Raw genomic sequence first — 26,564 nt, 5'->3', positions numbered from 1 at the left:
CAAAACCAACATCCCGATCTCGCCGCCTGAAAATCCAGCCGGCTGCTTAAACCATCGAAATGAGGGGTCCCTTTTAGACGCCGATCACCCCGCTAACGGGGTCCTTTTTGCACGCCGATCCACAGTCTGTCGGCGTGGAACAGCGCATTATATCCGGCATAGGCATCGGCCTGGAGAATGCCTCTCCAACTGCGCAGATGGCTCACAGGATGTTCGCCCCGCCGGTCACGGGAATAATGGAAGATCGCCGCTGGCGGTGCCGGTCCGCCAAAAGGTCGATCATCCCGGACATAGGTCCAGATCCGGCCCGTATCGGTCTTGGTCTTCGCCAGCACTGGCACCGTCGTATCGTCGCCATGCAGTCGCTCTGCGGCCAGGACATGCGCCTCGATCAACAGATAGAGTGGCATCAGCGCAGCGGTGCAGGTGCCGACCTGGTCGGCCAGGGTCGAAAGGCTCAGTTCCACGCCCTCGCGGGCGTAGCGGTCACGCTGGCGGTTGAGCGGCTGATGCGCGCCGAACTTCTCGAACAGCAGCATCGCCAGGAAGCTGGGGCCAAATAGCCCGCGGGGCGTCACATGGAACGGCGCTGGCGGTTGGGTGATCTTCTCACAATCCCGGCAGGAGAACTTCTCCCGCACGGTCTGGATCACCTTCCACTGGCGCGGCACGACCTCAAGTGTCTCGGTGATATCCTCACCCAGCTTACACAGCCGATCCGAGCCGCAGCAGGGGCAGGCATCGGGCGAAGCGATTACAACGCGCTCGCGCGGCAGATGTTCGGGCAAGGGCTTGCGCGCGGGCCGCTTGCGCTCGAACGGCGCGACATTGGTCTTCGCTGCCGCCAACGCGGCCAACGCCTCGTCTTCGCTGGCAGCGGTCTCGCACTCCTCGAACGTCAGCTCCATCTGGTCGAGCAGATGGCGCGTGCGTTCGGATCGCTGGCCAAAAAGGGTACGACGCATCTTCTCGTTCTGCAGTTCGAGAAGGGCGTTGCGGGCTTCCAGGTCTGCGTTGATCGCCTTGATCCGGGCCACTTCAGCGGCGACCGCCTGGGCAGCGGCAAGCTGCGCGCGAAGGCTCTGGATCTCTGCTTGCGCCGCGTCACCCATGCCCAAAGGCATAGCAGAAAAGCACCGAAATCTCTAGCTTTTTAGCTCTCCGACATCGATTATCCGGCCAGTGTCGGCCGCCAGGTTGCTTGCGGATTACGCCAGTCGATCGCCTCCAGCATGCAAGCCAACTGGGAGGCGGAGATGGCAACCACCCCGTCTACAGCCGATGGCCAGATATACTTCCCGCGCTCCAGGCGCTTGGCATAGAGCGACATGCCAATGCCATCATGCCACAGGATCTTGCACAGGTCGCCACGGCGCCCTCGGAAGACATAAAGATCACCGGCATGGGGATCCCGCCTGAAGCTCTGCTGTATCTGCAGGGCCAGGGATCGCATGCCCTTCCTCATATCGGTATGCCCGGTCGCGATCCATATCCGGACGCCGGAGGGAACTGGGATCACGGCTTGACCGACCGCAGCACTGCCGACACCAATCCAGGTGATGCGCCAGCGGGGATGCGTACGATCGCCCGCTCGAACTCCACGATGATCGCCGATCCGATCACTGGCATTGGATCGGGCTGCACCTGCACCTCGGCAAAGCCCTGCGCTGCCTGACCCATCTGCCGCCGCCATCTGTAGATCTGGTTCGGCCGAAGATCAGCACGGCGGGCAATCTCCGCCACGTTCGCGCCGGGCACCGAAACAGCCGCGACCAACTCACGCTTCTGCTGGTCGGTCCATACCCGCCGCCGCTCCGGGCCTGAAATTACCGTGATCTGACTCATCGCACCGTCCCTAGTACCGGTGCAAACACCGGCGCTTGCACCGGTGCCATCTCGAAATATCAGCCGATCACCGCAAGGTGGCCCTCACCGGAGCGATACATCTTTACGCCCACAACGAATCTCCTTTCCTACATGCATACAATGAGAACATATCAGGAACATAGAGCGGGACAGCGGAGATTCGCAATGGGAAATCTTGACGGATCGATACTCATGGGCGTGGCCGCGATCATCAGCAGCTTGGCGCAGTTGGTGCGCGCAGCCTGCTTATGGAGACGGAGGGGTAATGACTCCCATTGCCGTAGCCGCTCTGTTTTGCCATGAGGATTTTGCTGCTTGGTGAACCCCAAGCGGTGGGGCGTGGAATCCCCTTTGATAGGTCAGCCGGTCAAGTTTTCTTGGCCGGGTGCCTGCGTGCTGTCCAAGGTTCTGCCCAAAAGCGCAGGGCCTTGTGACCTACAGGGATTCCAACACCCGGCTTTAAGCTGGGTTACGCCTCCAACTTTTTAGGGGGCGTTATGAAAGAGTCAGTTAAAGGTAAGGCCACAATAAATTGGAAAATCGGCGCGGCGCTTTGGCTTGTCGTAGGGGTTTTGCTGATCGGTGAGCAAATGCGCGGTCATGGTGGCGTTCAAACCTCTTTCCGACAAGAAATCGATAAACAAGCCCAGATCGACTTGGCGAACATCAAGCGACAGGTCGCAGATGACGCGGTTGAACAGTATCGAATGGTAGGTCTATCCGGCTCATCAATGGACCGTTGCGTTCAAGCTGGAATGGTAAGTGAGAGCTTTTTGCAGAGCCAAGATCACGATGAATATCGACGTTGGAAAATCATAGAAAAAAATGATTGTAAGAGCGCTGGTTTAGATCGCTAATCCTAGATAATATAATATACTGATAAAGGAGAAATATAAGGGCATATCTGCCCTTATATTATCAATTAACGCATTAGCTTATTACCTCGTCTCTTAATGCCTTTGCTGTCAATAAAATCTATAACCGATTTCTTCTTCCAAATGCGCCGGAGGTAATCCGCATTATTACCACCGCATGCTTCATATAGCTGCTTAATGCTTATAATCCTGCTTCCTTCGAACAGCTTTGACATTGTTTCAATGACCAATTGCTCTCTAGGCTTTGGTGCAGGAGGGATGGGTTCCCATGCTTCAATAATGCAGCCTTTAAATGCCTTCTCAAGAAGCGGTTGTCGGTTCGCGCGATCAGGCGCAATGAGGTAGACCGTCGCGTTACCAGCGACACCACCGGCAATATTACGCAGATTGGACCGACACGCTGCCTGATAGACATGATGAGCAAATTCACCGCGCGCGATGGAGTTTAAGCTCTGCTGGTCGATAGGGGCTAGCGTTCCCGTCGCAACGGCGTGCAAAGCAGCATAGCCCGGCTGGCCGTAATTTAGACATCCAATGATGATGACATTCTTTATGTGCCTATAGGCATTGCTGCCCATGTGACGGCCCCAATTGAGGAACTGCACCCTGCCACTGGAAGGAATCCGATCCTCAATTTCGGCGATGATATTATAACCGGCATCTGGGCCGCGTGCTTCAACCTTGTTAAAATGGATGATAAGCCAATTTTCATCTGGCTTACTGCTTATGGCATCCGTCACAGCATGAACAACCTTCTCGCGTTCCACCGGGCTATTCAAGGTCGAGTTGTTCGCGCCCTTGTTCCACCACCGCAGCGTTAGTGATGAATAATCGGCAGCTATTGGATCAAGGAATTGCACCATGTCCGATCGGCTGGACCAAAGTTTATAAGAAGGACGAAGGTTCGCAGAGCCATCCAAAATTATGAGTGGTGCCAGGTCATCTGGCAAAGGTGCGCCAGAACCGACAACGAACAATCCATCGTGGTTATCGCGCCGAAGGATGGCTTGCCTACCAGCTAGATGAGCTAGCCCTTCGAGGATTTTTGCGGTTGCCTTTTGCAGCCATCCCTTCTGGTCGAGCGCGAATTTGCTCGCCGCTTTCCCGATCTCTGCCGGGACAAACAACACATGCCCGTCTTTACGATCCGCGTTGTCCAGCCGCATGGCTTCGATCATGTTGGCTAGGTCAGGATCGCGGACCCTGACGACATCGGGCAAGGTTTCTAGCTGTGATAATTTAAATGAAATGGGAACAGCGGGGTCGATCCCTTCATCCCAAATCCGCAACGATCTAGGCGAGCCTTGATAATGATATTCCGCTATCCCCAGAAAACTTTTGCGTTCCAGCATTCTTCTACGGGCATGTTCATGGGTGACGAATAATATCCGTGCGTCACTAGCCCTGCCACGACCCCTACCATACCCGCTATATTTAGGATCAGGTGACAGGCAGGCATAATCTTCCCGTTCAAGCTCTGCTCCGACTACATAAGTGTCTACCTCTGCCAAAGTGGACAGCATTATGATGGCGCTGCCATTTCCTTTGAAGCCGGTGAACTTCCATTTTTTCAGAAGCTGCTGAACCAAGGTCGATTTACCGCCACCGCAGGCAATAGGAGCCACATAGAATAAGGGCTTCCCATGGGATGAAAGACAATCCTTCATGATTTGGTTCAACGCCTTAAAGGCAGGGGCTAAAGCCCTATCCGCAGAATGTTCTGGAATTCTGGTAGAAGGAATTGCTAAATCTGTATCTTCAATAAAAGTAAAATCACTATCTAATAGCATAAACTCAATCAGTCCTTTCCAATCTCAAAATCAGTCATCCCTATCTTTATAAGCAATTGACGGATTTCATTGGTTGGAAAGATTTAATCGATGTTTTGTAACGATGAAACAGCTAGTGATATGTTTTACTAAGTTTATTAGTATGTTCTATTTCTATATATGAGTTATATGATTTATCTAGAATAGATATTATGCGGGATAATTATAATCTCATAGCCAAATATATTAATTAACTTATTTTATGCGGCTATCTATAATGGTTGTTAGTTTACTTATATTTAGGAATGTTTACCGGTTAAATAGATTTATAAATTTATTATCTCGCCATATTTGACATTTAAGTTTAAGAATAAATATAGAGCAAAATTACTATACCCCGGAATTACTGGGTTTGATATTTAATATCCTATGGTTGGTCCGGCTCATGGATCAGAATTCCTGCGCGGAAACCAAAGCTCACGGTATTGAACCATGGCAGCACCAGACGGTTCATCCATCAAAAGGATGAACATGAAAGCCAATTATCAAATTACCCCTGACCGATCGCTGAACCTTATGCGGGTTCAGATGGAAGGGTTCTTCAACGGGGATGACGTGCAACGCTTTGCTGCGGATTACCGGGAAGCGTTGTCGAAGATCAGATCGCCGGGCCATCTTACGATGTTGGACATTATAGGGATGAAGATTCAGGCTCAAGACGTAGCAGGGGGCTTTACCGCCCTCCTTGCCTCCCCTGACGTTCGATCCCGCAAGCTGGCCTTTGTTTGTGGTTCATCATTGGCGCGGTTGCAGGCGCAGCGAATTGCAGATCGGGACGGGGTTGAATTTTTCGAAAATGCCAAGGAGGCAGAGGCATGGCTTTTCGCTTGATAGCGATTGAAGCGTAGAAATGAGAATGTCGGTCGGAATGCCAACGACCACCTACGAGCAATATACGATATTTTGCCCGTAGAGGGGTCGTAGAGCGCGATGTCCTTATTCGCCTAGCAAGTCTGACAACGACCTCACCGGCTTGATCCGGTCAACTGCCCTTTGGATGCAGTTATTAGCATCCCGCAGATCATATTTTTCTAAGTCACTAATAAATCTGTCGCGAAGAAATTCTTCAAGCTTGATGGAAATGGCCATAAGGTCATTAGCAGCGGCGTCTCTAGCGTAAAACATTTTTTGCTTTTGGCTTTCAATTATATTTTGACTGATATTCATTGTTACCTCCTTTTAATTAAATTTCGTAGATGTGGTGGACATGATGTTTAAAAGCCAGAATCCTCGCGACTTAGGGCGGTCATTCATCCATCCTTGAACTTCCGATTGAAGCCATCGGACGGAGTTTTTTCCCATGCGATAAGGCCGCACGAATTCTCCTGCCGACATGAGCCGATAAATTGTAGCCCGCGAAAGGCCGGTCGCCGCCTCCACATCAGAGCGGCGCAAAAAACGATCTTCAATCACAATGGTCCTCCTGTCTGTTGGCAGGGGGATGAATAGATTCAATGAAAAGGTAAAGTCAATACGCGCGATATGCCCGGAAGGCTATACTAAATAAAGCAATAATAGAAGTAATAATTATATTAGAATTTGTATAGGATTATTTATTGTGCAATTAAGTATCGATCCCAATCAGCCATCAGTGCGTGGCGTTTCTCAAAAAGGTCGGAACGGGCATAGGCTGCTTCCGCCTTATCCTTAATCAAGTGCGCCAGCGCCATTTCGATTACCTCCCTAGGGTGCGCTGTGCTTTCGCCAGCCCAATCCCTGAATGACGATCGAAAGCCATGCGGCACCGCTGGAATCTTCAACTCCTTCATCAGCTTGGAAAGGGTCATATCTGACAGGGGCTTATCGCCACGGCTGTTAGGGAAGACGTAAATGCCATCATCCACCTTAAAGGCTTTGGCTTGATCCAAGATTGCCATGCACCGATCGGTCAGGGGTATCTTGTGTTCTTTTTTGGCTTTCATGCGGCTGGCTGGGATCGTCCAAACCTTCTTTTCCATGTCGAACTCTTCCCACCGCGCTTCTCTGGCTTCGCCCGACCGAGTGGCAGTCAGAACCAGCAACTCAAAGGCCAGCTTGGTAGCAACGCCAGCGCCGCTGCCCTGTATCGTTCTAATGGCATCGCCAACCTTGTCGTAGGGCAATGCCTTACGATGCTCGACTTTTGATCGATCATGCCTTGGGAGGGCCTGTGCAACAGCATCAGCGGGGTTATCCGTGCGCCAGCCCTTAGCTATGGTCCAATTCATGACCGTGCCAATACGCTGTTTTACGCGCCGGGCTGTTTCGGGGTGGCTGCTCCATACCGGCGATAATGCCGAAAGAACATCGGCGCTGGTAATAACGCTGACCCTTTTGTCACCGAAGAATGGAAAGGCGAACTTATCAAGGCTGCTTAGCCATTGTTGCCCATGCTTTTGATTGCGCCATGTAGGCTTATTTAGGTCATGAACTTCTTGCGCGGCTTCTCTGAACGTAAGGATGGCCCGTGAGTGCCTTTTTGCTGCTACGGGGTCTGTTCCTGCCTTCACAAGCTTTCGGTTCTCCACGGTGCGTTCGCGGGCTTGTATCAGGTTAACGTCTTTAATGCCGCCCAAGCCGATATCTCGACGCTTATCATTGATGACGATACGCTGTATCCAGCGCTTAGCTCCGCTTTTATCCACCTTAAGATACAGTCCGTTGCCATCGGCATGCATGCCCGGTCTAGTGATTGTCCGCACCGTAACCGCCGTGAGACGCTTGTCCCGGTGCAGCCCGGTAGGTTTATATCCGCTCATTTTACCCAACATAATGCTATAGCTTTACGCCCATCATATCGCCCATCATAAATTTGGGGAATAGGTGAGAACGGAAAGGAAGGCGTAAGAAGCGAATTTAAATAACCCATTATTATATAAAGGATTTAGGAACACATGAGAACGGCTGGGTTCTACGGACTACGGACTGCCTCTCCGCCAATCCCTTCCCAACATTATCGTTCGTATCAGGCGGCGTGGCGTTTTTCGTCCAGCTTGTAGAGCAAGGCTTCGCCTTCGCAGGCCGGGATCGGTCGGCTGAATACATAGCCTTGAATCTGGCCACATCCTTCGGTGGTTCCAGCGCAAGAGCGCCTGAAACGCAGTGACGCGATTTTGCGAGAGGCTGAAAAAATGCAACGCCAACTTGCCTTTGCGGGGCGCGTCATGCTTGGCGCGATTAAGCGCAAGGTCGGCATTTTTCAGCAACCACGTCGCATCCTGGCCATCCTGCGGCGCGAGCGCGATGCCCACGCTCGTCCCCGTGACGATGCGATTCCGTTGGCGGCGAAGGACCGTGGTAGTAGCGCAAGACTGCACAGGTCCAGCCTCTTCATCACTTGACCGGCGGAATGTTTCACGACAACGCCCACGCCGGGCGTGGGTATAGCGGGATATATGTCGCTGCCCGATGGTTCTTGCACTGTACCGGCACATATATTCCTTCGTAAAGTATCCTGTCCCTATCATGATCCGTCGCCTGTTTTCCGCTTTTGCCGCCGCGCCGATCGATGCGCCGCGCGGGTTGGTGCCGGATGGACAGCGTATTTATGCGGTGGGGGACATTCATGGGCGGCTCGACCTGCTCGACGATCTGCTCGACCGGATCGCGGCGGATGAGCGCACCCGCCCGGTCAGCGCGGTCAGCCTCATCTTTCTGGGCGACCTGATCGATCGTGGCCCGCAGTCCGCACAGGTCGTGCAGCGCCTGCTGGACCTGTCGCGCGACCATGCAGGCGTGCGGTTCCTGATGGGCAATCATGAGGAAGTGTTCCTCAAGGCCTTAGCCGGGGAACAGGGCGCATTGTCCTTTTTCCTGCGGATCGGTGGCGATGCGACAATGCTGAGTTACGGCGTGGAGGAAGCGCAACTGGCCGGGGCCGATCCTGCCGCGCTGCACGCGCTGATGCAGGCGCATGTGCCGGCCGACCACGGCGCCTTTATCGAAAAGTTCGAGGATATGATCGTCATCGGCGACTATGCGTTCGTCCATGCCGGCGTCAGCCCGCGCGTGCCCTTCGCGCGACAATCGACAAGTGCGCTGCGCTGGGTGCGCGACGAATTTCTCAACCATGGCAAGGCGCTGGAAAAGATCGTCGTGCATGGCCATACGATCAGCGAAGATGTGGAACAGGCCATCCATCGCGTCGGCCTGGACACCGGCGCCTATGCCAGTGGACGATTGACCGCGATGGGCTTTGAAAGCGATGCGCGATGGGTGATCCAGACCGGCGCCTGATATTGCGCTGCGCACCAGTCGGTCTTATCTCGCCGTCATAATGCGCCTTTGAAACCAGCAAGGATATTCCATGACTGCTTCTGCCCGTACTGTCACCCGCCCGGTCGATCCGCTCTTTCTGGAACGTTGGTCGCCCCGCGCATTCGACGGAACGGCCGTAGCGCAGGAGGATCTGGACACGATGTTCGACGCCGCGCGATGGGCGGCGTCGGCCTTCAATTATCAGCCGTGGCGGTTTCTCTACGCCCATCGTGACGATGCCGACTGGTCGCGTTTTCTGGGTCTGCTCGCGCCGTTCAATCAGACATGGGTCGCCAATGCCGGGGTGATCGCCTTCGTCCTGTCCGACACGCTTATGGCTGCCCCCGGATCGCAGGACTTAAAACCGTCGCACAGCCATAGCTTCGACGCTGGCGCGGCCTGGGCGACGCTGGCGTTGCAGGCGACGCGGATGGGCTATCATTGCCACGCCATGACGGGCGTCGATTTCGACAAGGCGCGCGCGGAACTGGCCGTGCCGGAGCGGTTCCGTATCGAGACAGCGATTGCGATCGGGCGTCAGGGCGACAGGTCGGTCCTGCCCGAAACCCTTGCGGCGCGTGAAGCGCCCAGCGATCGCAAGCCGGTGGAAAGTTTCGCCCGTGCGGGCAATTTCATTGACTGACCCTTTTTGACCGGGCGCGCATGACGCGCCCGGTCAAGGCCCGATCAAGCGATGCTTGCGGCAGGCAGGGCATTTGAGGCAGAGTGTTGTCATGTCCCTTTCCACCATGATCACCGACAGTGATGTCGCCGCCGTCCTGAGCAACCCGCGGCTGCCCGACAATCCGATCGTCGAATGTAATAGCGCGTTCCTGACGCTGACCGGTTATAGCCGGGATGAGATTATCGGCCATAATTGCCGCTTCCTGGCCGGGCCGGATACCGACAATGCGCAGACCGACGCGATCCGCGCCAGCGTGCGGGAACGGCGACCTGCGTTGATCGAACTGCTCAACTATCGCAAGGACGGCACGCCTTTCCGCAACGCGGTGATGATCGCGCCGATTTTCGGAGACGATGGGGCGCTGGAATATTTCTTAGGGTCGCAGATGGCGGTGGCGGGACCGGAAACGCAGCGCGAATGCCGGGCGGCGGATGCGCGGGCGCGCATCGGCGCGCTGACTGCGCGGCAGCGCGCCGTGCTGGTCGCGATGGCATCGGGCAAGCTGAACAAGCAGATCGCCTGGGATCTGGGCCTGACCGAACGCACGGTCAAAATGCACCGCGCAGCGATGCTCAAGGCACTGAATGCGCGCAGCGGGGCGGAGGGCATCAGGCTGGCGATCGAGGCGGGTTACTGAATATAAAGGCGGACTACGGCGATCACGGGTCGCGAATTACTCTCCCTTGGAAGGGGAGATGGCTGGCCACAGGCCAGACGGAGAGCCAAGGCCGCGGCCCCTCACCATCCTCCCCATCGCTGCGCAACAGGCAGGATTCTGCTGTCAGCCCCGGCCCCGATAACCCGGCACATCCTGCGTGGGTAGCCACAGGTCGGCGGGCGGGGCGCCCGATTGCCAGAAGACGTCGATGGGTATGCCGCCACGCGGATACCAATAGCCGCCGATGCGCAGCCACACCGGCTTCATTTCGTCGAACAGGCGTTCGCCGATGCCGACGGTGCAATCCTCATGAAAGCCCGCATGATTGCGGAACGACCCCAGGAACAGCTTGAGCGACTTGGATTCCACGATCGTGTCGCCGGGCGCATAGTCGATCACCAGATGCGCGAAGTCGGGCTGGCCCGTGACCGGGCAGAGCGATGTAAATTCCGGCGCGGCGAAGCGCACCAGATACAGGCGACCGGGGCGCGGATTGGGGACATAATCCAGCACGGCGTCTTCGGGCCGGGCAGGCAGGGCGCTCGTCTGGCCCAGATGGAGGGGGGTATTGGGCGTATCGGTCATGACGCATCCCCTACGCGATTGCACGGGCCATGTCATCGTCCTGAACCATCGGCCCGGATTGTTCACTTGCAGTTCAGCCCGGCTTGTGCCTTTGCCCTTTGCATGGGGTATCATCGTTCGTCCGCTCTATTCACTGTCCTGTCGGCATTGCTGTCCGGCGCGGCTTCGCCCGCCTTTGCGCAGGATGCACAGCAGACGATCCCCGGTATCGCTCCGCCGGCGGCCAGCACGCCTTCGGCCAACCCCCGCCAGCAAGGTCCGGAACTGAATGTGTTCCGCGCGCCCGCAACCACGCCGGTCACGCCGCCCGTCGTCGCACTGCCCCCGGTCGTTACGCCCACTGTCGCGCCGACGCCTGTCCCTGCGCCGACGCAGCGGACCACGCCGCCCACGTCCACAGACGCACCCGCGCGCCGACCGGTCCCACGCCCGGCGACGAGGCCCACGCCGGAACCGCCGCGTGAGGATGCGCCCGCACAACCGACGAACAGCGCCCCCGCCGCGCCGCCCGTCGCTTCACCTGCGCCAGAACCGCAGACCGAACCGCAGGCCAAACCGGCCACCAACACCCTCGCCCCATCGGACGATGCGGCTCCGGCCCAATCCACACCCCTGGCGCAAGCTGACGAGACGCCCTGGCTCTGGATCGTTGGCGGCATATTGGCGCTCATCGCGCTGGCCGCCTTCTTCCTGACCCGCCGCCGTCGCGCCGAGACCATCGTTGACGAAGCCCCCGTTGTCGAAGCACCGGCTGCGTCCCCTCCACCGCCAGCCATGCCGCCCGTCGCCCCGCCACCCGCGCCCGAAGCCACACCACCGATCGCGCCCCAGCCCGAAGCCGCGCCAGCCGCCGACCGCCCATGGCTCGACATGGCGCTCGAAGTCACGCAGGCGCGCTATTCGTTGATGGGCCTGACCATCGGCTACACGCTCCACCTGCATAATCGCGGCGACCAGCCTGCGCGCGACGTATTGGTGCGCGGGGTCATCGGCAATGCGGGCGCGCAGCAGCAGGCCGTGCTGGACGCCTTTTTCACCGGGCAGGATGGCCTGCCACTCCATTCCGCTGCCGCCATCGAACCCGGCGAGACCCGGCACCTGAACGGCGAACTGCGCCTGTCGCCCGACCAGATCGTGCCGGTGGCGATGGGCCAGCGTAGCCTGATGATCCCGCTCGCTGCGTTCGACGCCGCCTATCGCTGGGGCGACGACGAACAAGCCCTGGGTCAGGGCCGCACCGGGCGCGCCTTCATCGCGGGGCAGGAGCAGGATCCGCCCGCCGATCGCCTTGCCCCGTTCCGCCTCGATCAGGGCGCGCGTCAATATCGCCGCGCTGCCGCTCGCGCCGTGGCGGAACTGCCGCCGACCTGACGCTGCGCTTGTCGAAGCCTCTTCCTTCCTTCAAAACGAACGCTTGGCGCAGATGGCAGGGGTTAGCATGACCATATTCGTTTCCACGCAATGGCTCGCAGGCGAACTGGGTCAGCACGACCTGCGCATTCTCGACGCCAGCCTGTTCCTGCCCGGCACCCCGCGCGATCCGCTTGGTGAATTTCAGGCAGGCCATATCCCCGGCGCGGCCTATCTGGACTTGCCCTCTCTCAACGATCCCGACGATCCGACGCCCGGCATGCTGCCCCCCGACGCACTGATGACGCAGCGCTGTCAGGCGCTCGGCCTAAACACCGACAGCCGGATCGTCGTCTATGACAACAGCCCCACGCACAGCGCCGCACGCGGATGGTGGATGATGCGCCTGTATGGCGTGGGTGCATCGGTCGCCATCCTCGACGGCGGCCTGCCGAAGTGGGTGGCGGAAGGACGCCCCACGCAATCAGGCATGCCCACGCCCGCCCCCGGCAATGCCATCGCTCGCCGCGCGCCGGGTCAGGTACGCGACAAGGCCGACCTGCGCACCAATCTCGACGCCCCCGCGCCGGAACAGGTGCTGGACGCGCGCGGCGCGGGACGCTTCACAGGTGAAGAGGCCGAACCGCGCCCCGGCATGGCATCGGGCCATATCCCCGGCTCGCTCAACCTGCCCTCCTCCGCGATGTTCGCGCCTGACCACAGCATGAAGTCGGGGGAGGAACTGCGCGCCCTGTTCGTCGATGCAGGCGTGGATTTCGACCGTCCGGTCATCACCACCTGCGGCAGCGGCGTCACTGCCGCCATCCTGCTGTCGGGGCTGGAATCGCTCGGCAAGACCGACGTCACCCTCTATGACGGCAGCTGGTCGGAATGGGGCATTGATCCCGCCACGCCCAAGGCGACGGGTCCGGCATGAACGATGGCGATGATCGCAAGCCGCTGACAAAGCTGGCGCAGGCTGGGCGTAAGAGCGAATGGACCGGTATGCCCGGCCAACCCGGCGCGATCGTCAGCCCGCCAGTGTGGCGCGCATCCACCATCCTCTATGACGATGTCGCCCATCTGCGCACAGCGGCAGGCAGCAGCACGCACGAGCGGCTGTTCTACGGGCGCAAGGGCACACCGACCGCCTGGTCGCTGGCCGATGCACTGACTGAAATGGAGCCGGGGGCGGAGGGGACGATGCTCTATCCGTCCGGCGTCGCGGCGATCGGCTGCGCGCTGATGGCGGTGCTGAAACCGGGCGATCGGCTGGCGATGGTGGACAGCGCCTATGATCCGACGCGCAATTTCTGCGAGCATGTGCTGCGCCCCTATGGGGTCGATACCGTCTATTACGACCCGTGCGACCTGTCGGCGATCGACCGGCTGTTGCAGGACGATATCCGCGCCATATTCATGGAAAGTCCCGGCAGCCTGACGTTCGAAGTGCAGGACGTGCCCGCCATCGCCGCCATGGCGCGGGCGCGCGGTATCGTCACGCTGATCGACAATACATGGGCTACCCCGCTCTATTTCCCGGCGCTGACCCATGGCGTCGAAATCTCGATCCTCGCCTGCACCAAATATATCGTTGGCCATAGCGACGTGATGATGGGGTCCGTCACCGCCACTTCCGACTGGTTCGGCAAGGTGCGCCAGACCGCCTATCTCTTCGGCCAGATGACCAGCCCGGACGATGCCTGGCTCGCCTCGCGCGGGTTGCGGACGCTGGGGGTGCGGTTGCATCAGCATCAGGACAGCGCATTGGCCATCGCCCGCTGGCTGGAGGCGCAACCCGGCGTCGCCCGCGTGCTCCACCCCGCCCTGCCCGCCTGCTCCGGTCATGATCTGTGGCGGCGCGATTTCACCGGCTCGACTGGCCTGTTCAGCTTCATCCTCGACGGCGGCGACGAAGCGGCGCGGGCCGCATTGATCGACGGGCTTGCCCATTTCGGCATCGGCTATAGCTGGGGCGGGTTCGAAAGCCTTGCCCTGCCCATTGATCCTGCCCGCTACCGCACCGCCACGACATGGGACGCGCCGGGACCAGCCATCCGCCTGCATATAGGGCTGGAGGATAGCGCCGACCTGATCGCCGATCTCGACGCGGGTCTTGCGCGATTCCGCGCCGCACGGGATGGCGCCTGACCCATGCCGGGTATCGCCACCCTGCTGGATCGCATCCCCGATCAGGGTGGCATCGTCCATCCGCTGCTGGCCTTCGCCCTCGCGCTGCTATTGCATCTGGCGGCGGCGGGCATCGCCCGTGTCCTTGCGCCCCGGCTTCAAGCCCATAGCACTATCCTTGGCGATTCCTTTCGCGTGCGCCTGCGCGCGATGCTGCGCTATGCCCTGTCCGCCCTGCTGATCGGCATCGCCGTTGCGTTTTGGCCCTATGTTTCGGTCGGTCATCTGGTGCTGGGCATCGGCCTTGGCCTGTCGGTCGCGCTGCTGGCGAGCCATGCCCTGCGCACGCTTGCCATTCCGCGCTGGGCGGTGCTGCCTCTCACCCTCCTGCTGTTCCTGTCCATCGTATCGAGCACCAGCGGCGGGCTGGCCCCCGTCGGCGCGATGCTCGATACGGTCGGCATTTCGCTGGGCAAGCGGCGCATCACCCTGCTCGGCCTGCTGTCGATCGCCGCCACCTGCGTCGCGCTGTTCGCGCTCGTCCGCCTCGCCAATCGCCTCATCAGCCGCTCGATCGGCCAGACGCAGGGCTTTGACCCCACGCAAAAGCTGCTGGCGCAGAAACTCGCCGCCATCGCGGTGATCGTCGCGGCCTTCTTCATCGGCGTCGATCTGCTCGGCATCGACCTCACCGCCTTTGCCGTCTTTTCCGGGGCGCTGGGGCTGGCGGTGGGTTTCGGCCTGCAAAAGACGTTCGGCAATCTGATCGCGGGCATCATCCTGCTGATGGACCGGTCGATCAAGCCGGGCGACGTCATCGTCGTGGGTGACAGCTTCGGCTGGGTGAACAAGATCGGCGTGCGCGCCGTCAGCGTCATTACCCGCGATGGCAAGGAGCATCTGATTCCCAACGAGAATCTGATGACGCAGGAAGTGGAGAACTGGTCCTATTCCGACCGCAACGTCCGCATCCGCATACCCATCGGCATATCGTTCGACGCGGACCTGCACCTGGCCCAACGCCTGATGTTGCAGGCCGCGACGGAAAGCCCGCGCGTGTTGCGCACGCCAGCGCCCAATGTGTGGCTGACGGGATTTGGCGAGAGCCGCGTCGATCATGACATATTGGTGTGGATCAGCGATCCCGAAGGCGGGGTGGGCAATGTAAAGTCCGACGTGCTGGGCCGCCTGTGGCTGTTGTTCCGCGACCATGGCATCGCCATTCCCTACCCCCAGCGCGTCGTCCACATGGCGCCCGCGCCGGACGCGGCGACCACGCCCTTTGGGGCATAAGTTTACAGGGTCGCGCCGGACGGCGGGAGCGCCTATATCGCCATCATGTCGCTGTTACTTCTCCTGCTGATCTTCCTTGCCACCGTCGCTGCGATGGAGGGGTTTGCCTATGTCATGCACCGCTGGGTCATGCATGGTCCCGGCTGGTTCCTGCACGCCAGTCACCACCGGGCGCGGCTGGGCTTCTGGGAAGCGAACGACCTGTATTTCGTGATCTTCGCCCTGCCGTCCATCCTGCTGCTGCTGGGCGGCGTGCAGTGGGGCTGGGGCGGATGGGCGACGGCGATGGGCGCGGGGATCGCTGCCTATGGCGCGATCTATCTGGGCTTCCACGACATCATCGTGCATCAGCGGGTCAAGAACCGCTATGTCGCCCGATCCCCCTATATGAAGCGCATCGTTCAGGCCCACCGGCTGCACCATGTCGTCGAAACGAAGGAAGGCACGGTCAGCTTCGGCTTTCTCGTTGCCCCCCGCCCGGAAGATTTGAAGCGGGAACTGGCTCGGCGGGGTCGCGCTGGGGTGAGGGCGGCGACGGGCGCGGTCAAGGATTGAGCGAAGCGGTTGTGATTTCCAGAGTGAGCACCACAGCTTTTGCGATATTGGACCTGGACCGTGCCAATAACATATTGATATAATGACTTTATTTCAGGTCTGCGTTGAATTTCCGCAGTTTTCTACTTCGTAAAATATGGGTTGGTTAGGCTTATGCCATCCGGCGATCGCTAACCTCCATCCGTTCGGGTTGCTATTTCGCTGGCCCTAGTTTGATTGTCTCAGTTCCCCAGCATAGGTCGGGGCCGAGTTCAGACGTTGGACCGAGATCCCGGCCCACGCCGGGTAACAAAGCCTGCCAAACCCTCACTCCACCGCATCCGGCAAGGCGCGCAGCGCCTCTGCCGACGCCGGATCGCGGACCAGCGCGTCCACTGGCGCCGCTTCCTCCAGTTCCTTCCCGCCCGTGTCGATATTGAGGTCGCGCAGCTTGCGGCCCGTCACCAGCACGCGGCTTTCGAAACTGCCCACGAAACTGTTATAATCGCCCACCGCGCCGTGCAGCCGGTTGCCCAGCTTCTTGAGCGATCCCGCCGCAGCGGCCAGCCGTTCGTAGAGTTGTTTGCCCAGTTCCGCGACTTCGCGCGACTGATCCTGCAACTTGGCCTGCCGCCACTGGCTGGCCAGCGTGCGGGCGAGCGGCAGGAAGGTCGCGGGGCCGCAGATGATGACCCGGTTTCTGGCGGCCCGTTCCCACAGGTCCATGTCCGCTTCCAGCGCGGCCGTGACGAAATTGTCGCCCGGTACATACATGATGACGAAATCTGGCGCTTTTTCGAACTGCTCCCAATAGGCCTTGCGCCCCAGCGCGTCGGCGTGGGTCCGCATGGATCGCGCATGGTCGGCCATGTGCGCGTCGCGCAGCGCGGGATCGACCTGATCCACGGCATTGAGATAGGCGACGAGCGAGCATTTGACGTCCACCACCATCTGCTGGTCGCCGGGCAGGTTGATGATGAAGTCGGGGCGCAGGCGGCCCTCGACCCCGTTCGCTTCCACCGCGACCGAGACTTCCTCGCTGAAATCGACATGGGCCGACAGGCCCGCTGCCTCGATCAGATTCTTGAACTGCTGTTCGCCCCAGCGCCCCCGCGTCTTGGGCGCGGCGCGCAGGGCGTTGACCAGCTTGGCGGTTTCGTCGCGCACCTGCCCCTGCCCCAGATGCACCTGCGCCACGGCTTCGCGCAGTTCGGCATAGCTGCCCACGCGATCCTTCTCGACCCGCTGCAATCCTTCTTCATAGCGTTTGAGGGTGGTTTCGACCGGGGACAGCAGCGTCTTGAGTTGCGCCTCGCTCTTTTCGTTCGCCTGCGCAAAACGCTGGTCGGCGCGGTCGAGGAAGGTCTTCTGCGCCTCGCCCAGCAATTTGCCGCCAATTTCGCTGAACTGCGCGGACAATTGCGCCTTGGCATCCTTGAGCGCGGCGATCTGCGCCTCGAACGCTTCGGCCCGCGCCTGCGTATCGGACTTGAGCGATGCTAGTTCGCGCAGAGCCGCCTCGCGCTCGGCCTGCATCGCCTCCATCCGCTGCGCCGCAGCCGCCTGCACAGCGTCGAGCCGCGCGATACCCGCGAGCCGTTCTGCATCAATGCGCGCGACCTGGGCCGCCGCCTGCGCGACGCGCTCCTTCTCCACCGCCAGTTCGGCGATCGCGCTGTTGCGCTGCACGCTCGCCGTCTCCAGCCGCGTGCTAAGATCGGCCTTTTCCGCGATCAACGGTCCCAGCGCCTTGCCCCGCAACAGCCAGCCAGCGGCCAGCCCGATAAGCAGCGCAACGAGGACGAAAAGGATCGGCAGGAAGTCCATATATACCCCTTATGGAACGAAAGGGGAACCTAGCGTGCTTGGTCGTCTGCCGCAACCATGCGTGCGCGAAAACCGGCCAGCCGTGCGATGGCCTCGTCCAGCGTCGCGTCGCTCTTGCAGAAACAGAGGCGCACCAGATGGTTGATCGACGGGACGGGGTAGAAGGCGGAAATGGGGATCGCCGCCACGCCCGCTTCCTCGATAATCTGTTCGCAAAAGGCGACGTCATCCATGGCGAAACCCGATGCGGTCAGGTCGATCGACAGGAACCATGTCGCCCCGCTGTCCAGCACAATATAGCCCGCCGCGCGCAATCCCCGCGCCAGCCGGTCGCGCGACGCCTGACACGCCGCGCGCTGGTCGGTGAACCATGTGTCGGGGAAATCCAGCCCCTGTGCCACCGCCCATTGCAGGTTGGGCGGCGTGGTGAAGGTCAGGAACTGATGCGCGCGTGCCAGCATCGTCGCGATGGGCGGGGCGGCGCACATCCAGCCGACCTTCCACCCGGTCACGGCGAAAATCTTGCCCGCCGACCCGATCTTGACGGTGCGATCGCGCATGCCGGGCATCGCCATCAGCGGGCGATGCGTCCCGCCGTCATAGGTCAGATGCTCCCACACCTCATCACAGATCGCGATCAGGTCGTGCGCGACGCAAAAGGCCGCGATCGTCGCCAGTTCGTCGCCGCGCATCACTGCGCCAGTCGGATTGACCGGATTGTTCATCAGCGCGAAGCGCGTGCGCGGTGACACGACCGCCTCCAGCGCCGCCCGGTCGATGCGCCATTCCGGCGGGGTCAGCGTCACGATTTTAGCGACGCCGCCCGCCCGCTCGACCAGCGGCAGATAGGCGTCGTAGAGCGGGGCGAGCAAGATGACTTCATCGCCCGGCTGGACCAGCGCCAGCAGGCTGGCGGCGATCGCTTCGGTCGCGCCGGACGTGACGATCACTTCGGCAGGCGTCAGGTTCAGCCCCTGATGCCGCGCATAATGATCCGCCACCGCACTGCGCAATTCGGGCAGGCCAGCCATCGGCGGATACTGGCTCGACCGGGTGAGCAGCGCGTCCGCCGCCACCTCCAGCATTGCGCGCGGCCCCGGCCCTTCGGGAAAACCCTGCCCCAGATTGATCGCACCTGCCTCCCGCGCGCGGGCCGACATATGTTCGAATATGGTGGTTGGCATGGTCCGGTAGACGGGGTGGCCCAGATCAGGGTGAGTCAGGCATGCCTCCTACTCGTGCGGCTGCTTGCGCAGCCGAGTAAAGCCGGCGAATGTCCCCCGGACATTCGCTCTCCGGCTTTACTCCCACTCGATCGTCCCCGGCGGTTTCGACGTATAGTCGTATACCACGCGGTTGATGCCCTTGACCTCGTTGATGATGCGGGTCGCCACGCGGCTGAGGAAGGCGGCGTCGAAGGGGTAGATGTCCGCCGTCATGCCGTCGGTCGATGTGACCGCGCGCACCGCGCATACGCTGTCATAGGTGCGGTGGTCGCCCATCACGCCGACGGTGCGGACGGGCAGCAGCACGGCGAACGCCTGCCAGATGGCGTCATACAATCCGGCGTTGCGGATTTCCTCCAGATAGACCGCGTCCGCCTTGCGCAATATGTCGCAGCGTTCCTTGGTCACTTCGCCGGGGATGCGGATGGCGAGGCCAGGGCCAGGGAAGGGATGACGGCCCACGAAGATTTCCGGCAGGCCCAGTTCCCGGCCCAGCACGCGCACTTCATCCTTGAACAGTTCGCGCAACGGCTCGACCAGTTGCATGTTCATGCGTTCGGGCAGGCCGCCGACATTGTGATGGCTCTTGATCGTGACGCTCGGCCCGCCGGTGAAGGACACGCTTTCGATGACGTCGGGATAGAGCGTCCCCTGCGCCAGATAGTCCGCACCGCCGATCTTCGCGGCTTCCTCCTCGAACACGGCGATGAATTCGCCGCCGATGAACTTGCGCTTCTTTTCCGGGTCGGTCAGCCCCGCGAGACCGCCAAGAAAGCGGTCTTCGGCGTTCACATGGACCAGTTTGATGCCATAATGTTCGCGGAACAGGGTGACGACCTGCTCCGCCTCACCCAGCCGCATCAGGCCATGATCGACGAACACACAGGTCAGTTGATCGCCGATCGCTTCGTGGATCAGGACCGCTGCCACCGCGCTGTCCACGCCGCCCGACAGGCCGCAGATGACGCGGCCCCCATTTGGACCAACGCCGACCTGCGCACGAATGTCGGCGATCTTGGCCGCGCGAAACTCCGCCATCGTCCAGTCGCCGGTCAGGCCGCAGACATGGCGCACGAAGTTGGACAGCAGTTTTGCGCCATCGGGCGTATGCACGACTTCGGGATGGAATTGCGTGGCATAGAAGCGCTTGGCCTCGTTCGCGGTCACGGCGTAGGGTGCGCCCTCGCTGGTCGCGACCACGTCGAAACCGGGGGCAAGCTGCGTCACCTTGTCGCCATGGCTCATCCACACCTGATGCCGCTCGCCCGGTTCCCACAGACCGTCGAACAGCGCGCAGCTTTGCTTCACCTCGATAAAGGCGCGGCCGAACTCGCCGCCCTCGCCACCCTCGACCGTGCCGCCCAGCTGCTGCATCATCGTCTGCTGACCATAGCAGATGCCCAGGATCGGCACGCCCGCGTCAAAGAAATTCTGCGGCGCGCGCGGGCTGTCGTCCCACATGACCGACGACGGCCCGCCCGACAGGATGATGCCCTTTGGCTGCATCCGCGCAAAGGCTTCGGCGGCCTTGTTGAAGGGGGCGATTTCGGAATAGACGCCCGCTTCGCGCACCCGGCGCGCGATCAGTTGCGTCACCTGACTGCCGAAATCCACGATGAGGATGGAATCCTGAATGGGCAGCGTCATGGAAATCGCCTTTAACGAAGGAAGGACAGGGATTCGCGCCCGGTTACTGTCCCGCCGCGCCCTTGTCCAGCGTGGGGTCCAGCGTGGGGTCCAGTAAAGCCCCGCGTGCGTCGCGTGCCGCCACCCATCCCAGCCACGCCGCCACCGCCAGCACGCCCGCCGCGATCAGGAACGCGCTGCCGGTCATGGGGAAGAAGGGGTGCGGCCCGACCGACGCGGAATAGACCGCGCCGAAGAACAGCGGCGAGATGATCCCGGCGATCGCGCCGACGCTGTTGTTGGCGCCCTGCAACTGGCCCTGTTCGCTTTCCGACACGCGCCGCGTCATCAGCGACTGGATCGTCGGCATCGCCAGCCCCCACAGCGCATTGGGCAGCATCGCGGCGACGAACAGCCACCCCGTCGGTGCCAGCCCCATCGACGCGACCCCGATCGCCCCGAACGTCAGGCCCAGCACCATCGTGCGCCCGTCGCCCAGCCGCTTGACCACTGGTCCCACCAGCAGGCCCTGCACCCCCATGTCGAGCAGCCCGATCATCGCCAGCAGCGTGCCGACCTGCCACGCGCCCCAGCCATAACGTTCCCCCGCATAGAGGACGAACACGGCCGAAAAGAGGTGATGGCCAAAATAGAGCAGGAAATTGACGACCGCCAAGCTCGACAGTTCCGGGTGGGATCGCAGCAGCGTCAGCGCCCCGAATGGATTGGCCCGCCGCCAGCTGAACGCCATCCGCCGCTCCACCGGCAGCGATTCGGGCAGCACGAACAGGCCATAGACGAACGCGACCCCCGACAATCCCGCCGCCGCCCAGAATGGCGCATGCAGCGACACTTCGCCCAGCACTCCGCCGATCAGCGGCCCGGCGACGAACCCGCCACTGAACGCTGCGCCGATCAGGCCGTAGCCGCGCGCCCGTCCCTCTGGCGGGGTGATGTCGGCCATATAGGCAAAAACCGACGTGAAGCTGGACGATGTCACCCCCGCCAATATCCGCCCCAGCGCCAGCCACCACAGATTGGGGGCCAGCGCCATCAGCACATAATCCAGCGCCAGCCCCGCGACCGACACCAATATCACTGGCCGCCGCCCGAACCGGTCGGACAGCGAACCGATAACCGGCGAACAGAGAAACTGCATCCCGGCCCACAGCGCAACGAACAGTCCGTTCCACAGCCCCGCCGCGCTGGTCGATCCCGACAATGTTTCGATCAATCTGGGCAGCACCGGGATGATGATGCCCATGGACATGACGTCCAGCCACGCCGTCACCAATATGAAGACGATCGCGGCGGTCCGGCGCGGGGAGGAAAGCAGGGGAGAAGCGGTCATCACGTTTCGCCTACCTGTCCCACCTGCGCGTGCCAAGCATGCATGTGACCATGCCTGATCCTGTTCCCTGGCCCTTCTCCCCGGCCCCAACCGTCAGCGTGCCGCCACGTCCCGGCTGAGGTACACCTGCGCCACCCGACCGTCCCGCATCGCGCAGGTGAAGCGCCGGGTCACGCCGCCTGTGTCGCGATAGGCGGCGCGGCTTTCCACCTGCCCGTCGATATTATAGCCGTCCGGCGTCGCGCGCGGCGCGTCCATATGGCGCACTTCGGCATAGCCGCCCGCTTCGCCCTGCGCTTCGTCCCGCGCTGCCACGGCGCAGGCGTCGGTCATCGCGTCGTCCCGCGAAGCCGTGGCGGCGACGTCGGAGAAATCCGCTTCATCGCGCACATCACTGCGCACGTCCGCGCCATATTCGGTCCCGACAGACGGCGGCGGCCCGTCATAGTCGCGCACATCGGCCGCGCGCGCCTGTTTGTCCTTCGCCACAGACGACGCCACGATCGCCACCGCGCCGACCAAAGCGGCAACGCCCACTGCATCGCCAAAGCCAAACCCGTCACCGCGACCGCGATGATGGTGACCCCAGCCGCCGCGATCATAGCCACGGTCATAACGCGGTCGCGCCTCTGCCGCGCTCACGCTGCCCAGCATCAGGCCCGCGCCCACCAGCGCCCCGGTCATCCAGCGTGTTTTGCCCGTCAAGCCGATCATCTTCGTCATCCTTCGTTCGATGTTCCGACCCTATCCCCATCCGGCTGTCGGGCGGCTGAACGCCTGTCCGGCGCAATGGGCATCATCATCCTTAATTTACCAAGCCTGACGAATGAAAATTTAACGCGCCCCGGCATAGTGAAGTGACAATATCCAGAGGGGGGTTTCCAATGAAGACAGCGATTCTGATCGCCATGATGGCACTGACGACGACGCCCGTGCAGGCGCAGAATATCTATCATTTCGGCGCGCCCGAACAGAGCGGCGGTCAGGGCGTCAAATATGTCTTTCCCGCTGGCACGCCACTGTCCATGCGCACCCTGACGCAGGTATCGACCAAGGATAACAAGCCGGGCGACCGCATCTATCTGGAAGTCGCCGAAAACGTCATGTTCCGCGATCAGATCGTCATCCCGGTCGGATCGCCCGTCACCGCGCAGGTCGCCGCGACGCAGCGCAATGGCCATTTCGGCAAGAAGGGCAAGATCGAGATCCGCCTGATCGAAGTCATGACGCCCCACGGCCCGGTTCGTCTGGCCGGCGCCACCCGCGACGAAGGCGTCAGCGGCACCGCCGCGTCGGTCGCCACCATGCTGCTGGTCTCACCGCTCGGCTTCCTGATCCACGGCACCAGCGCCATGGTCCCGGCTGGCACGGTCGTGAACGGCCAGCTCGACGCCGATCTCAAATTCCGCTGGTTCCCGCAGGATCACGTCGCCCAACAGTCGAGCCAGTATCAGGTCGCCACTGCATCGAGCGCGAGCGCACAGCCGAACTGAACGCGCTTTCCAGTCGGGCGGGCTTTATCCGCCCACCCCCGTAATTTAAGGGGGGCGTGCCCCTACTCCCCCATCTTCCGCAGCTTCAATCCCGTAAAGCGCGCCAGAAAGGCGTAGCTGTCGGCATATTCGTCGATCATCTTGTCCACCGGCTTGCCCGCGCCATGGCCCGCGCGGCTGTCGACCCGCAATAATCGCGGCTTGTCGCCCAGGTCGGCGGCCTGCAACGCGGCGGCATATTTGAAGCTGTGCGCGGGGACCACCCGGTCGTCCGTGTCCGCTGTCGTCACCAATATCGCGGGATAATCGCGCCCGCCCAATATATTATGATAGGGCGAATAGGCGTAGAGCAGCGGAAAATCCTCCCGCTTTCCCGGCGATCCATAATCGTCCACCCAATATCGCCCGGCGGTGAAGCGGTCGAAGCGCAGCATGTCCATCACCCCCACGGCGGGCAGCGCGGCGGCGAACAGGTCGGGCCGCTGGTTCACGACCGCGCCGACCAGCAGCCCGCCATTGGACCGCCCCTCGATCGCCAGCCCGTCGGCGGTGGTATAGCCATTGGCTTTGAGAAACTCGCCCGCCGCGATGAAATCGTCGAACACATTCTGCTTGTTCGCGCCGCGCCCGGCCTCATGCCACGCCTTGCCGAACTCGCCGCCGCCGCGCAGATTGGCGATGGCATAGACGCCCCCCTGTTCCAGCCACGCCATCCGCGTCGCCGCATAGCCCGGCGTCAGGCTGATGTTGAACCCGCCATAGCCATAGAGGATGGTCGGCGCAGCCTGCGCTTTGTCCGCAAGCACCCTTTTTCGGATGATGGTGATGGGGATCATCGTCCCGTCCTTCGACGGATAGAGCCGCTGCTCCACCCCGAAATCCTGCGGATCGAAGGGCAGGTCGGGCTGCGCGAACAGGGCATATTGCAACGTCGCCGTGTCGAAGCGGTAGATGCTGGCCGGGGTCACGAAGCCGGAAAAGCTGAAAAATGTTTCCGGGTCGCCATCGCGCCCGCCAAAGCCCGCCGCCGTGCCCATGCCCGGCAACGGCACGTCGGCGACTTTGCGCCCATCCAGTTCAGTGAGTTCGGCGACCGTCTGCGCTTCCGCCATATAGGCCAGGATCATGCGGTTGCCGACCAGCGACCCGCCCGCCAGCGTGTCGGCGCGTTCGGCCACGATCTCCTTCGGACCACGCCGGGGCTGCGCGGCGTCGAGCGTCACGACACGCAGATGCGCGGCATGATCGTCGGTGATGAAATAGAGCGTCGATCCCCGGCTGCCGATCATGCGCCAGTCCTTCGATGGTCCCTTGACCAGCAGGCGCGGCACCGGCGGCCTGCCGTCCAGCGCGGCGACATGCAGTTCGCGGCGCGGGTCTATCCCCGCAAAGGAACTGATGAGCAGCCATTGGCCGTCGCTCGTCACCTGCGCCTGATGGCTCAGCCCCGGCTTGTCGGGCGTGGCATAGATCAGCGCGTCCTGCGCCTGAGCCGTGCCGATGCGGTGGTAGAAAAGCTGTTGCGCATCACTGGACGATCGAAACGCCTCGCCCGGTGCGGGCGCGGCGAAACGGGAGTAGAAAAACCCCTCGCCCCGCCCGTCCCACGCGATCTGCGAGAATTTGACCCACTCGACCCGCTCCTCCAGCCGCTTGCCGCTCTCGACCTCCAGCACGCGCAGGGTGCGCCAGTCGCTCCCGGCCTCCTGCACGGCATAGGCCAGATATCGGCCATCGGGCGACGGCGCCCATTCCGCCAGTGCGCTCGCCCCGTCCTTCGCCCAGTCATTGGGGTCGAGCAGCAGACGCTGCGGCCCGTGCAGCCCCTCGCGCACATAAAGCGGCGTCTGGTTCTCCAGCCCCTTGTTATAACCGTAGAAATAGCGGCCGCCCGCCTTGCGCGGCACAGTGAAGCGACCATGCGACAGCAATGCGCGCATCCGGTCCTTGAGGATGTCGAGTCCCGGCAGTGCGTCGATATAGCCGCGCGTCAGCCGGTTCTCCGCCTCCACCCAGTCGCGCACGGCAGGGTCAGTGCCTGCGTCATTTTCCAGCCAGCGATAGGGATCGGCGACCTTGACCCCGAAATGATCCTCGATCAGGTCGAGCCGCCGGGCGGCGGGATAGCGCAGATCGGCCCCGCGCCCGCCCGATGGCGCCTCGCGCGCAGCCGTCGTCGCAGCGGCACGGATCGCCACGCCGGGCGCAACAGCATCGCGCGCATGTGCAATGGCCACCGCTACGTCGTTCCGCGCTTTCAATGGCGCAGCGCCTGCCACCCCGGTCCATGCGGACCAGCCCAGAACCAGCAACCCAGCCGCCAGGAGGCGGGCCGACCCAGACCATGCCCGTGTCATCCGGGCCGGGCGAAACAGCGCGCGCATCCTCTTGGGCTTCTCTTTTTTGACAGACAGACAAACAAACAGGCCGTGGTTCCTAAAGAACCACGGCCTGTCGGTAAAGCGTTCCATCCGCTCGGGCGAGCGGACCGGACGAAGCGATTATGCCGCTTCGTCTTCGTATTCGTCGGCACTCTGTACCGGGCCGCTGTCCTGACCCTTGGCGCTGACGTCGCGATCGACCAGTTCGATGATCGCCATCGGCGCGGCGTCCGACGCACGCATACCGGCCTTGATCACGCGGGTGTAACCACCGTTGCGGTCCTTGTAGCGTTCGGCCAGCGTCTCGAACAGCTTGACCAGCTGCGCATCGTCCTTGAGCCGCGCGTCGGCCAGACGACGGTTCGACAGGCCGCCCTTCTTGGCCAGCGTGATCAGCTTTTCGACGTAAGGACGCAGTTCCTTCGCCTTGGGCGTGGTCGTCTGGATCTGCTCATGCTTGATGAGCGAAGCGGCCAGATTGCGAAGCAGCGCGGTACGGTGACCGGTGGCGCGCTGCAGCTTACGTTGACCCATTCTATGACGCATGTTCTCATCCTTGTTCGTTAAAGGCCCGTTTCAGGTAGCCCAGACCAGGCGGTTTTTACGGGACCGCCCATGT

26 protein-coding genes and 1 pseudogene are annotated in these 26,564 nt (G+C 61.4%); 12 read left to right on the top strand and 15 right to left on the bottom strand.

The genetic code is table 11. The features are described 5' to 3' along the window. Positions 1-125 precede the first annotated feature (125 nt). The 3 genes and pseudogenes from tnpC to WA070_RS08460 all read right to left on the bottom strand — a co-directional run. Positions 126-1,112 (bottom strand): annotated as a pseudogene (gene tnpC, locus WA070_RS08470) (IS66 family transposase); the annotation flags it as partial. 59 nt (positions 1,113-1,171) lie between these two features. Next, complete coding sequence (tnpB, locus tag WA070_RS08465; protein WP_422633655.1) at positions 1,172-1,519, bottom strand: IS66 family insertion sequence element accessory protein TnpB; 348 nt, start codon at positions 1,517-1,519, stop codon at positions 1,172-1,174. After that, a complete protein-coding gene (locus WA070_RS08460) occupies positions 1,516-1,845 on the bottom strand; it encodes a transposase (RefSeq protein WP_422633654.1) in 330 nt (109 codons plus the stop codon). The genes tnpB and WA070_RS08460 overlap by 4 nt, the downstream gene beginning before the upstream one ends. A gap of 518 nt (positions 1,846-2,363) precedes the next feature. Here WA070_RS08460 and WA070_RS08455 point away from each other — a divergent pair. After that, positions 2,364-2,723, top strand: coding sequence for a hypothetical protein (locus WA070_RS08455; protein WP_422633653.1), 360 nt, complete (start codon positions 2,364-2,366; stop codon positions 2,721-2,723). A 65-nt stretch (positions 2,724-2,788) separates the two neighbouring features. Here WA070_RS08455 and WA070_RS08450 read toward each other — a convergent pair whose 3' ends face one another. Continuing rightward, positions 2,789-4,531 carry a hypothetical protein gene (locus WA070_RS08450; protein ID WP_422633652.1) on the bottom strand — a complete coding sequence of 581 codons (1,743 nt, stop codon included), beginning with the start codon at positions 4,529-4,531 and terminating at the stop codon, positions 2,789-2,791. A 510-nt stretch (positions 4,532-5,041) separates the two neighbouring features. Between WA070_RS08450 and WA070_RS08445 the strand changes: the two genes are divergently transcribed. Next, entirely contained in the window at positions 5,042-5,401 is a 360-nt protein-coding gene (locus tag WA070_RS08445; RefSeq protein ID WP_422633651.1) for a hypothetical protein, read from the top strand. A gap of 105 nt (positions 5,402-5,506) precedes the next feature. Here WA070_RS08445 and WA070_RS08440 read toward each other — a convergent pair whose 3' ends face one another. From WA070_RS08440 to WA070_RS08430, 3 genes are all read right to left on the bottom strand, one after another. Further along, positions 5,507-5,737: a hypothetical protein gene (locus WA070_RS08440; protein WP_422633650.1), complete on the bottom strand. Its 231-nt coding sequence runs from the start codon at positions 5,735-5,737 to the stop codon at positions 5,507-5,509. Positions 5,738-5,749: 12 nt separating this feature from the next. Beyond that, complete coding sequence (locus WA070_RS08435) at positions 5,750-5,983, bottom strand: helix-turn-helix transcriptional regulator (protein WP_422633649.1); 234 nt, start codon at positions 5,981-5,983, stop codon at positions 5,750-5,752. 140 nt (positions 5,984-6,123) lie between these two features. Beyond that, positions 6,124-7,308: a tyrosine-type recombinase/integrase gene (locus tag WA070_RS08430; RefSeq protein ID WP_422633648.1), complete on the bottom strand. Its 1,185-nt coding sequence runs from the start codon at positions 7,306-7,308 to the stop codon at positions 6,124-6,126. Positions 7,309-7,620: 312 nt separating this feature from the next. Between WA070_RS08430 and WA070_RS08425 the strand changes: the two genes are divergently transcribed. The 4 genes from WA070_RS08425 to WA070_RS08410 all read left to right on the top strand — a co-directional run bounded on the left by WA070_RS08425 (position 7,621) and on the right by WA070_RS08410 (position 10,128). Further along, positions 7,621-7,890, top strand: coding sequence for a hypothetical protein (locus WA070_RS08425; protein WP_422633647.1), 270 nt, complete (start codon positions 7,621-7,623; stop codon positions 7,888-7,890). A 124-nt stretch (positions 7,891-8,014) separates the two neighbouring features. Beyond that, entirely contained in the window at positions 8,015-8,785 is a 771-nt protein-coding gene (locus tag WA070_RS08420) for a metallophosphoesterase (RefSeq protein WP_422633646.1), read from the top strand. A 70-nt stretch (positions 8,786-8,855) separates the two neighbouring features. Next, the gene (locus WA070_RS08415; RefSeq protein WP_422633645.1) at positions 8,856-9,449 is read left to right on the top strand and encodes a nitroreductase family protein; all 594 of its coding nucleotides are present in this window, start codon (positions 8,856-8,858) and stop codon (positions 9,447-9,449) included. A gap of 91 nt (positions 9,450-9,540) precedes the next feature. After that, positions 9,541-10,128 (top strand): PAS domain-containing protein, encoded by a 588-nt coding sequence (locus tag WA070_RS08410; RefSeq protein WP_422633644.1) that lies wholly within the window; start codon positions 9,541-9,543, stop codon positions 10,126-10,128. Between the two features lie 144 nt (positions 10,129-10,272). Here WA070_RS08410 and queF read toward each other — a convergent pair whose 3' ends face one another. After that, positions 10,273-10,734, bottom strand: a complete 462-nt coding sequence (gene queF / locus WA070_RS08405) for a preQ(1) synthase (protein ID WP_422633643.1) — start codon at positions 10,732-10,734, stop codon at positions 10,273-10,275. A gap of 102 nt (positions 10,735-10,836) precedes the next feature. Here queF and WA070_RS08400 point away from each other — a divergent pair, with 102 nt between their 5' ends. The 5 genes from WA070_RS08400 to WA070_RS08380 all read left to right on the top strand — a co-directional run bounded on the left by WA070_RS08400 (position 10,837) and on the right by WA070_RS08380 (position 16,062). Then, on the top strand, positions 10,837-12,105 hold the full coding sequence (locus WA070_RS08400) for a hypothetical protein (RefSeq protein ID WP_422633642.1): 1,269 nt from the start codon (positions 10,837-10,839) through the stop codon (positions 12,103-12,105). Positions 12,106-12,172: 67 nt separating this feature from the next. Beyond that, a complete protein-coding gene (locus tag WA070_RS08395) occupies positions 12,173-13,021 on the top strand; it encodes a sulfurtransferase (RefSeq protein ID WP_422633641.1) in 849 nt (282 codons plus the stop codon). Next, on the top strand, positions 13,018-14,235 hold the full coding sequence (metC, locus tag WA070_RS08390) for a cystathionine beta-lyase (RefSeq protein ID WP_422633640.1): 1,218 nt from the start codon (positions 13,018-13,020) through the stop codon (positions 14,233-14,235). The genes WA070_RS08395 and metC overlap by 4 nt, the downstream gene beginning before the upstream one ends. Before the next feature lie 3 nt (positions 14,236-14,238). Beyond that, positions 14,239-15,507: a mechanosensitive ion channel family protein gene (locus tag WA070_RS08385; RefSeq protein WP_422633639.1), complete on the top strand. Its 1,269-nt coding sequence runs from the start codon at positions 14,239-14,241 to the stop codon at positions 15,505-15,507. Positions 15,508-15,552: 45 nt separating this feature from the next. After that, positions 15,553-16,062: a beta-carotene hydroxylase gene (locus WA070_RS08380; RefSeq protein WP_422633638.1), complete on the top strand. Its 510-nt coding sequence runs from the start codon at positions 15,553-15,555 to the stop codon at positions 16,060-16,062. Positions 16,063-16,368: 306 nt separating this feature from the next. On the opposite strand, the gene rmuC is transcribed toward WA070_RS08380, so the two are convergent. The 5 genes from rmuC to WA070_RS08355 form a co-directional block, all read right to left on the bottom strand. Next, entirely contained in the window at positions 16,369-17,868 is a 1,500-nt protein-coding gene (gene rmuC, locus WA070_RS08375; RefSeq protein ID WP_422633637.1) for a DNA recombination protein RmuC, read from the bottom strand. Positions 17,869-17,897: 29 nt separating this feature from the next. Then, positions 17,898-19,052, bottom strand: a complete 1,155-nt coding sequence (locus WA070_RS08370; RefSeq protein WP_422633636.1) for an aminotransferase — start codon at positions 19,050-19,052, stop codon at positions 17,898-17,900. 117 nt (positions 19,053-19,169) lie between these two features. After that, positions 19,170-20,741 (bottom strand): glutamine-hydrolyzing GMP synthase, encoded by a 1,572-nt coding sequence (gene guaA / locus WA070_RS08365; protein WP_422633635.1) that lies wholly within the window; start codon positions 20,739-20,741, stop codon positions 19,170-19,172. 43 nt (positions 20,742-20,784) lie between these two features. Continuing rightward, positions 20,785-22,071: a TCR/Tet family MFS transporter gene (locus WA070_RS08360; RefSeq protein WP_422633634.1), complete on the bottom strand. Its 1,287-nt coding sequence runs from the start codon at positions 22,069-22,071 to the stop codon at positions 20,785-20,787. Positions 22,072-22,164: 93 nt separating this feature from the next. Further along, complete coding sequence (locus tag WA070_RS08355; RefSeq protein WP_422633633.1) at positions 22,165-22,785, bottom strand: hypothetical protein; 621 nt, start codon at positions 22,783-22,785, stop codon at positions 22,165-22,167. 170 nt (positions 22,786-22,955) lie between these two features. On the opposite strand from WA070_RS08355, the gene WA070_RS08350 reads away from it, so the two are divergent. Next, positions 22,956-23,564 carry a hypothetical protein gene (locus WA070_RS08350; RefSeq protein WP_422633632.1) on the top strand — a complete coding sequence of 203 codons (609 nt, stop codon included), beginning with the start codon at positions 22,956-22,958 and terminating at the stop codon, positions 23,562-23,564. A gap of 62 nt (positions 23,565-23,626) precedes the next feature. On the opposite strand, the gene WA070_RS08345 is transcribed toward WA070_RS08350, so the two are convergent. After that, a complete protein-coding gene (locus WA070_RS08345; RefSeq protein WP_422633631.1) occupies positions 23,627-25,948 on the bottom strand; it encodes a prolyl oligopeptidase family serine peptidase in 2,322 nt (773 codons plus the stop codon). Positions 25,949-26,065: 117 nt separating this feature from the next. Beyond that, on the bottom strand, positions 26,066-26,491 hold the full coding sequence (gene rplQ, locus WA070_RS08340; protein ID WP_422633630.1) for a 50S ribosomal protein L17: 426 nt from the start codon (positions 26,489-26,491) through the stop codon (positions 26,066-26,068). Positions 26,492-26,564 lie beyond the last annotated feature (73 nt).

It is taken from the genome of Sphingobium sp. (genome assembly GCF_049304695.1).
Classification (GTDB): domain Bacteria; phylum Pseudomonadota; class Alphaproteobacteria; order Sphingomonadales; family Sphingomonadaceae; genus Sphingobium.
Note: the sequence above shows the minus strand (reverse complement) of the source record. Positions and strands in the feature narration are given on the sequence as shown.